General features: G+C 57.2%; 1 protein-coding gene. It reads left to right on the top strand.

Annotation, left to right across the window (positions count from 1 at the left end; translation table 11 throughout):
* Nucleotides 1-4: 4 nt before the first annotated feature.
* A partial coding sequence (locus AC0L2A_RS36205; RefSeq protein WP_473612968.1) for an AMP-binding protein occupies nucleotides 5-934 on the top strand: 930 nt, incomplete at its 3' end.

Genomic DNA, 934 nt, shown 5'->3' with positions numbered 1-934 from the left:
GCGGTTGAGCTATGGCGAGCTCAACGCGCGGGCCAACCGGCTGGCCCATCATCTGATCGGGCTCGGGATCAGGCCGGGGGATTGCGTTGCGACAATGCTTGACCGCTCCGTCGCCCTTGTGGTGGCGCAGCTGGCGATCCTCAAGGCGGGGGGAGTGTATGTGCCGGTCGATCGCGCTCTTCCGTCTGCGCGACAAGAATGGCTATTGGCCGATTGTGCTGCGCGCCTGGTGCTTGGCAAGAGTGACGATGATGACCTGGTTGAGGCGACGATCCCTGTTTTGCCCATTGAGCCGCTCATGGTTGGAACAGGATGTAGTGCCGATCCTGGCCTGGCATTGAGCGCCGAAGCTGCCGCTTATGTGATGTACACGTCTGGTTCGACTGGCCTTCCCAAGGGAGTTGTTGTGCCTCACCGTGCCGTCAACCGGCTCGTCATCAACAATGGCTATGCGAAGATCGATGCCGGAGATCGTGTGGCATGGGCGGGTAATCCCGCCTTCGATGCCAGCACATTTGAAGTGTGGGCGCCGCTGCTTAACGGTGGCTGCATTATTGCAATGGATGCCACCACCGTCTTAAATGCATCAAGTTTTGCCAGGACGCTTGAACAGCAAGGGGTGACATCACTTTTTCTAACAACAGCGTTATTCAACCAGTATACATCATCGATTGCCCCGACGTTAGCACAACTTAAATACCTCCTCTGTGGAGGCGAAAGCAATGACCTTCCCTCGTTTCTGAAATTGCTGAGGGAAGAAGGTCCTGTACGTCTCGTTCACTGCTATGGTCCGACCGAGACAACGACCTTCGCGACAGTTTGCGAGATCACTGCAATTGATAAGACATTCCGCCGTCTCCCGATCGGGCGTCCGATAGCGAACACGCGGTTGTATCTGCTGGACGGTCATGGTGCGCCCGTGCCGTTCGGGGCG

Source organism: Mesorhizobium sp. WSM4844, from assembly GCF_055811775.1.
This window is presented reverse-complemented; position numbering and strand designations above follow the sequence as displayed.